Source organism: Bacteroidales bacterium (genome assembly GCA_018334875.1).
Taxonomy (GTDB): Bacteria; Bacteroidota; Bacteroidia; order Bacteroidales; family UBA12077; genus JAGXLC01.
Map to the genome: position 1 here is coordinate 1 of JAGXLC010000183.1, position 8,086 is coordinate 8,086.

General features: G+C 41.4%; 6 protein-coding genes. 2 read left to right on the plus strand and 4 right to left on the minus strand.

Going from position 1 to position 8,086, the window contains the following annotated elements; translation table 11 throughout:
- Window positions 1-360: 360 nt before the first annotated feature.
- Window positions 361-849 carry a tetratricopeptide repeat protein gene (locus tag KGY70_13530; protein ID MBS3776210.1) on the minus strand — a complete coding sequence of 163 codons (489 nt, stop codon included), beginning with the start codon at window positions 847-849 and terminating at the stop codon, window positions 361-363.
- A gap of 645 nt (window positions 850-1,494) precedes the next feature.
- On the opposite strand from KGY70_13530, the gene ccsA reads away from it, so the two are divergent.
- The gene (gene ccsA, locus KGY70_13535; protein MBS3776211.1) at window positions 1,495-4,590 is read left to right on the plus strand and encodes a cytochrome c biogenesis protein CcsA; all 3,096 of its coding nucleotides are present in this window, start codon (window positions 1,495-1,497) and stop codon (window positions 4,588-4,590) included.
- 214 nt (window positions 4,591-4,804) lie between these two features.
- Window positions 4,805-5,761 carry an ROK family protein gene (locus tag KGY70_13540; GenBank protein ID MBS3776212.1) on the plus strand — a complete coding sequence of 319 codons (957 nt, stop codon included), beginning with the start codon at window positions 4,805-4,807 and terminating at the stop codon, window positions 5,759-5,761.
- 178 nt (window positions 5,762-5,939) lie between these two features.
- Here KGY70_13540 and KGY70_13545 read toward each other — a convergent pair whose 3' ends face one another.
- The 3 genes from KGY70_13545 to KGY70_13555 all read right to left on the minus strand — a co-directional run.
- Window positions 5,940-6,845: a sugar phosphate isomerase/epimerase gene (locus tag KGY70_13545; protein ID MBS3776213.1), complete on the minus strand. Its 906-nt coding sequence runs from the start codon at window positions 6,843-6,845 to the stop codon at window positions 5,940-5,942.
- Between the two features lie 99 nt (window positions 6,846-6,944).
- A complete protein-coding gene (locus KGY70_13550; GenBank protein ID MBS3776214.1) occupies window positions 6,945-7,715 on the minus strand; it encodes a DUF1080 domain-containing protein in 771 nt (256 codons plus the stop codon).
- A 78-nt stretch (window positions 7,716-7,793) separates the two neighbouring features.
- The coding region (locus KGY70_13555; GenBank protein ID MBS3776215.1) for a gfo/Idh/MocA family oxidoreductase at window positions 7,794-8,086 on the minus strand (293 nt) is incomplete at its 5' end.

The window sequence follows — 8,086 nt, forward strand, 5'->3', positions numbered from 1 at the left end:
TATTGTTTTTTTAAAAGGTTTAACTCTGAGTGATAAGCTGCATAGCGGTCGTGAGCCGCTTTCCGGCCTTTGAAGAAAACCCAGGCCTTACGGGCTTGTGTGGGAGAATATTTAGATGTGCTTAGATGGTTTAAAATTTTTTACCACATGAGGATACATAGGAAGAAAATATAGCAGGGACAGGACCCTACGGAAAACCTTATTTTGCCTCATCTACTTAGTAGCCTTGGAATCCCCCCTTCATCGACCTTATTACCTTATTACCATGATGCCAGAAAAAATAAGGTAAGGTTGTAAAGTTAGAGAGCGCATTATGGCTACTAATGTTTAATATAGGAAAAATAAGGTTTTAAAGAAATATTACTGCCTGATTTTGGAAGAAGCCAGTTTTTGAAAATGATTTCTTATTCCGTCATCCGGGTAAAAATCCAGTACCCTTTGCCAGTATTCGTTGGCTTGAGTTTCTTCTCCCATGCTTTCATACACCAGGGCATAATGTTTCAGCCTCATTTCCCTGGCTTTCCACGATTTGTCTAGTTCATCCAGTATTTCTTTCGCCTTTTCCGGATTGCCTTCCTGAAGTTGCTGTTTTACCCTGATGTAGGAGTTTGTAATATGCAGATTCTTTTTTATGTTTCTTGCTAAAATGCTGCCTCCGTCATTGGTTTTATTTTTTGCCATCTCCAATTTTTCTACAGCGTCATTCAGACTGTCAGCCATGAAGAGCGTCCATCCGTAATCGTTCAGGATCAGGGGATCTTCCGGCTTCTCAGTCATGATTTGTTCATAAAGCTCCAGGGCCCTTTGATAATTTCCGGCTTCAGAAAAGCCGTAGGCGTTCTGGTGCATCCTTGTTATTTTCCCACAGCTTGTTGCCAAGGACAATATCAATAGACTAATTGTAAGGTATTTAATAAGTTGCATGTTCAATGGTTTTTAGGTTTTTGATTCCGGGGTTAATGTATATAATTTTAGCTGCGAATCCAACCGATTTTAACCCGAATTATTCTCAAATAATTCTGACGCTATTGAAAAACCTGGCTTTTTGCGAAATTTATTGAAGCAAAAAGCCGGTTTTTCTAATGCGGGGTTACCTTGCTCCGCACGCTGTCGCTGAAGCTTTAGCGTAGGCGCCTGAAGCTTCGCGAAGGCGAGCCTGCATCCACCCCGCAATCCACCCCGCATTCATAAACAAACGAAGTGAAGTTTATGAATGATCCAGGTTAATTTTTTAAACCATAAGATCCGATTTTTTGTTTAAAGAAAAATCCTTACTATTTTGGAATTGGTTGTTGACACATTTCATTAACAGAATTTTAACCGGATAATAAGATGATTTTGTATTGATATATGTCAGAAACCTCATAGTGTTAAAGTAAAATGTTATAAATTTAACCCCTTTGAAGGGTGGCTGAAAGGAATAACCATCTTTTAAACAATGTCAAATTCCCCGGTTTGTGTATTATGTAAATTATAAATAGTGAATGATTCATTATGATACGACGAAATAATTTTTTGTTCTCTTCCTGGTTTATGGGCGCATTATTCATCATTTTTGCCATGTCCATGGCCATAGCCACCTTTATTGAGAACGATTACGGTGCTGCTGCAGCAAGACAACTGGTATACAATGCAAAATGGTTTGAACTGATCTTTGTCTTGCTTGCTCTGAATTTTTTGGGACAGATCTTCCGTTTCAGGCTTTACCGTCCCGGTAAGCTGACAATACTGGTATTTCACAGTGCCTTCCTCCTTATCATCCTTGGCGCGGGGATAACCCGTTACTTTGGATTTGAAGGCATGCTGCATCTGAGAGAAGGTCAGGCAAAAAACTATGTTGAGACGGATAACAATTACATCCATTTAACTGTCCGGGATGAGAATGGGAACACATTATATACCGATGCTGAAGAATTTATTGTTACTACCTTATCCTCTGATCAATATGAAAAAGAAATAGATCTGGACGATAGGCGTTATGAAGTTTCCTTTAAGGAGTATATCCCAGATGCCAGGGAGGCCATTGTTGAGAATCCTAATGGCCAGCCGGTTATCAGGTTAAGCGCCGGTAAAGGCAGGCAGGAAGCAAACGCTTTTATCCTTTCACCGGGAGATACTAAAAATTTGGATGGTCTCAGCCTTGGATATTCCGAAGCCGATTCTCTGGACATTCGAATCGGGTTTCGGCGAGACAGCTTTTATATTTCCTCTGACAAGGAGTTCACCAGGTTAAGTATGCAGACAAAAGAGTCATCAACATTCCCTAAAAATCAAAAGGTGGGCCTTCAGCCCATGTATATCTATGATATCAGCGAATGGCGATTGGTGGTTCAGAAAATGGCTGCATCAGCCATTGTGAAACCTGTAAGAAGCCATCCGGGACAAAATACAGAAACCAGGGATGTGCTCCAGTTTGGTTTACAATATGGTGAACAGGAGAAAGACCTTTATGTAAGGTCCGGTCAAAATGCAGCAGAACCTGCTGTTTTCACCCATGAAGGTCGCAAATTCAAGCTGGATTATAAACCCAAACAGGTGAAGATCCCTTTTCAGATCAAATTGCAGGAGTTTATCCTGGAGCGCTACCCGGGATCCCAGTCACCTTCTTCCTATCGAAGTAAGGTTAAGGTCATAGATAAAGAAAAAGGAGTGAATAAGACTTTTATGATATATATGAACAACATTCTAAAACACAGGGGTTATCGTTTTTATCAGTCTTCTTATGATCAGGATGAGAAAGGGAGTGTGCTTTCGGTCAATCATGATCCGGTGGGTACAGGGATTACTTATGCCGGGTATTCGCTTCTTTTTCTGTTTATTATACTTTCATTGCTCAACAAAAAGTCGGTTTTCAGAAGGGTTCATACCGGTTACTGGTTATCACCCGCGAAAAAAGGTGCAGGGATTTTGCTTTTCTTATTGGTATTCTCGGGTGTAGCCTGGGGAAATAGTAATACCGGGAATAAGCTGACGATTGACAGGAAGCTGGCCAATAAATTCGGTGAAATCCTTGTTCAGGACCGGGAAGGACGGACCAAACCCTTGTTTACCCTAAGTCATGATGTATTAAGGAAAGTAAACCGAAATAATGAATATGAGGGACTTAATTCGATGCAGGTTTTCCTGGGAATGCATTATGATTTTCAAAACTGGAAAGAGGAGCCGCTCATTAAAATCTCCAATAAAGGGGTTAGGAATGTTTTGGGGGTGGAAGGGAAATATGCTTCTATTGATCAATTGGTGGATATGCAGAACAATTCTTACAAACTGAGGCAATATGTGCAGGAAGCGTATTCCAAATCTTCAGCCCAGCGGAATAAATTCGATAAAGAGGTCATTAAAGTGGATGAAAGAGTTAACATTTGTTTCATGGTGATTTCGGGAGACTTTCTGAAGATTTTCCCTCTTCGGGATGGCACCAATCAATGGGGCAAACCTCAAAATGCAGCCGAAAATGCAAAGAGTCAAGATGATTCGCTTTTTGTCAGGAATATATTGGGGATGTTTCGTCAGGCTGCTATAAACGGCAACCGGAATCAGGCAAAACAATATGTTAATTCCGTTAAGGAGTACCAGCGAAAATTTGCAGGATATGAGCTTCCTTCTGAAACCAAAGTTAATGCTGAAATATTGTATTATAAGACCAGGATTTTTGAGAGACTTTTTCCTTTTTATGCCATGTCAGGACTGATTTTGCTAATATTGCTTTTATCGGGAATCATTTCAGGAAGGAAGAGACCTGACGTTTTCATTAAAATTTTGATTTGGATTATAGGAATAGGGTTTGCTTTTCATACGGCCGGTTTTATCCTCAGATGGTATATTTCCGGCCATGCTCCCATGAGCAATGGATATGAGTCAATGATTTTTATCTCCTGGGTGATTTTGCTGGGAGGTTTTCTTTTTATCCGGAGATCCTGGCTGACATTGGCTGCTACTTCCATCCTTTCCGCCCTTACGCTTATGGTGGCTCACCTGAGTTTCATGGATCCTGAGATAACCAGTCTGGTACCGGTGCTGAAATCATACTGGCTAACATTGCATGTTTCAGTGATCACGGGTAGTTATGGATTTCTCGGCTTGTCAGCTATTCTGGGGCTTATTGTAATGATCCTGTATGCTGTGGTTTCCGATAACAAGCATGATCGCATATTGGATACCATAAAAGATCTCACGGTAATCAATTATAAATCCATGATATTAGGGCTGTATCTGCTTACCATTGGCACTTTCCTTGGTGCTATCTGGGCTAATGAGGCCTGGGGCCGTTACTGGGGCTGGGATCCCAAAGAAACCTGGTCGCTTATTACAATAATTGTATATAGTTTTGTGGTTCATTCCAGGCATATACCCGGATTTAAAAGTTTATTCGCCTACAATGTGCTCTCATTATTTGCTTTATCCTCAGTATTGATGACTTATTTCGGTGTAAATTATTATCTTTCGGGATTACATTCCTATGCCGGCGGTGAGGCTGTTCCCATTCCCCTTTTTGTATATATAAGCGTAATCTTGTTATTGGGGCTTGCTTTCTATGCATACCGGAACCGCAACCGGAAAATGTATCTTTCTTGGAAAGAAAGCGGATAACCAATGGAATGCCAATTGATTGAATTTAAAACCAATATTATATATGCTATTGAAGGAATCCCCGGATCATGCGCTCCCGGTTAACACTTCGGACGTTTAGGAAAAAAGGTCGAATTCGACTGGTTTTCTTGGTTCCTTCTTTTGTATTTTATATATTGCTTCGCAATTGTAGGCCAATGTGAACGAATATTAATAAACAAATAAAATTAAGAATATGAGTGAAATAGCTATTGGAATTGATATTGGTGGTACAAACAGCCGTTTTGGTGTAGTTACAGATGCGGGAGAGGTATTAAAGGAAGACCGGTTTCCTACAAAAGATTACCCGAAAGCTGAGGAATTTGTGGAGGCTTTAAGTGATAAGATAAAAAAGGTATTATCTGAGTTTGATGATTACACTTTTAAGGGAATTGGCGTAGGCGCCCCTAACGGCAATTTTTTCAGCGGAACCATTGAACAGGCTCCGAATCTTGCCTGGAAAGGAATTGTTCCCTTGGTAGAGCTGTTCAATAAATATTTTGATGTACCGGTTGTATTGACCAATGATGCGAATGCCGCTGCTATTGGAGAGATGATGTTTGGCGCTGCCAAAAATATGAAGGATTTTATTCTGATTACCCTGGGTACAGGTCTGGGTAGCGGAATAGTGGTTAATGGCGATTTAGTTTATGGACATGATGGTTTCGCCGGGGAGATGGGTCACATATTTGTCTATCCTGCATCCGGAAGAATGTGTGGCTGTGGCCGGAGAGGCTGTTTGGAAACGTATGCTTCTGCACAGGGGATCAAAAGAACCATGTTTGAATTGCTAGCCAGTGAAACGGATGAAAGTGAGCTTAGAGAATTTTCTTATTCTCAGATGACTTCCGAGCATATTTATGAAGCGGCGAAAAGAGGGGATACGCTTGCCCAAAAAGCATTTGAAATAACCGGTGAGTATCTGGGTAAAAAACTGGCCGATGCGGTCGCTTTCACGACCCCCGAAGCCATTTTTCTATATGGCGGTTTATCCAAATCCGGGGATATGATCCTCAATCCTACGCGTAAATATTTCGACCAACATGTTTTGAAAGTTTATCAGGGAAAGACTTCCATTCTGTTTTCCGAGCTGAAGGAAAAACACGGTGCCATTCTGGGTGCTGCTGCTTTGGTGTGGAAAAGAAGAAAGTGATATTTATTATAAAGAAGCTTTTAACCTGCATTATTTAAGGGTTAAAAAAATCCCTTTAAACTTTGACCAATCAGTTTAAAGGGATTCTTTTATATATCTGGACGGATTTTGCCGGGCAAAAATGCATTTTCCTTAACCGGTCCCGGGAATGCGGGTTTTATTTTTTGGTTATCAGATATTAACTCAACCTTTTGCCTACCCTTTCCAGCAGTTTTTTTGTTGCTCTAATGCCTTCTTCCTCGCTGAGGTCGCTGCCCTCATATTCAATGCCCACATATCCCCGATAGCTGGCTTGCTTAACGATTTTCATGATTCGGTAATAATCCATGGAGGTTTCATTTCCGTTCTCATCGAAATCATAAGTTTTGGCACTTACCCCTTTTGCATAGGGCATAAGCTCTTTGATACCCTTGTACCGGTCATAGCTTTCATTTTCGTTGATATCGAAATTGCCAAAGTCCGGCAACGTTCCACAATTGGGCATATCTACCTGTTTAATCACATTGGACATCCATTGGCCATTTGAAGAGTATCCTCCGTGATTTTCAACAACCACGTTGATGCCCTCTGCAGCAGCACGTTCGGAAAGGCTTGCCAATCCGTCAGTGGCTGCTTTGGCTACTTCTTCTTTTGAGCCTTCACCCCTGGCATTTACGCGTATGGTTTGGCAACCAAGGTATTTAGCTGTTTCAATCCATTTGAAATGATTTTCAACTGCCTGGTTACGTTCTTTGCTGTCGGTTGCGCCGAGGTTTCCCTCTCCGTCAACCATGATCAGCACATTATCAATTCCTTCGTTGACTGTTCTATCTCTGAGATCTGCCAGATAATGAATTTTGGTGTTTTTAAAAAACGTGCTCACGTATTCCACCGCGTGAATATCAAATTTGTCTCTTGCCGTTAATGGAAAGTCGAGGTTGGTAATTTCGTTGTTAAAAAGTTTTCTGTGCAGTGACCATTCTGCAAGCGAAATGTCAAAGAATAAATTGTCATTTCGTGGAGCATCTTTTCCGGCAAAGAAAAGAAATCCTGCTGACGCAGTCGCCAGATCCTTTAAAAATTTTCTTCTGTCACCTGCTGCCATAATTGTTTATTTAAGTTAGAGCGAGAAAAAATCCTGCATTCTTAACCTCCTGTATCAAAAATTGAGGAATGCAGGATTTTTAAATGAGATACGAATTATTTACAGTTCTTTGATTTTGATGTTTCTGTACCATACATCATTGCCGTGGTCCTGCAGACCGATATATCCATTTCGGTATTTGCCGAATTCTTCAAAATCGCTGAACTTGCTGTTTTCAATCATCTCTTTCCAGTCGTCCGTACCTAAATGATATTCTACAACGTCTTCGCCGTTTTGTCTGTGAACAACGGTACCCTGATAAACCATGATTTCAGCCTCGTTCCATTCGCCGTATGGCTTGGTGTTCTGAGGCTGCGCAGGGATCAGGTCATAAAGGGAAGCTGCCTTGCGGTTCCCGTTTTCACCCATTTCGGCGTCGGGATGGTTTTCATTGTCCAGAATCTGAAATTCGGGAGAGGATTTCCAGATGGGTTCTCCTTCGATTTCTTTGGCCAGATAGAATACACCGCTGTTTCCGCCTTCGGAAATTTTCCATTCAAATTTCAAACGGAAATCCTTGAATTTTTGATCATACACGATATCGCCTCCTGCACCGCCGGCTTCACCATGGCCGGATCCGATGCACCGTATGGTACCATCTTCAACAACCCATCCGCTGTCGGGGAAAGTTTCCTTGTTGTAATTTCTCCAACCTTCCGGGGTTTCACCGTTGAACAGAAGCTTCCAGCCTTCTTCTTTTTCTTGTTCAGTTAACTCATTCATCAATTGTTCTCCCTCTTCTTTTTCTGCGCCCTGTTTGCAACCGTTAAAAGCCGAAAGCAACAGGGCCAAACTGAGCACTGCGGGAATTATTGTTTTTAGTTTTTTCATAATACTTGTTTTTACTTGGTTTTAACTAAACTTAAAAAAACAGGCCCGGCCAAAAATGGCCAGGCACTTGAATTTCATTTAAATATCGATGTCTATATCAAGCTCCCATCCTTTTCTGTAAGGACGTTTGATATATTCCTGAGCTGCTTGTTTGGCGTTGAACGTTTTATATTTGGTATCGAAACGTGGGTCACCCTGTATAACTCTGAAATCGTCGCTTTCAACTACACGAAGTTCGTCGTCGTCATCGATGTTGGTGAACTCCATGTTTTTACCATCCCAGTGCAACTCGCGTCTGAGACTTTGCAGACGGTTTGCTACAGTGCCCATAACTACCATCTCGTTCAACGGACCGGCATAGTCAAAGTTGG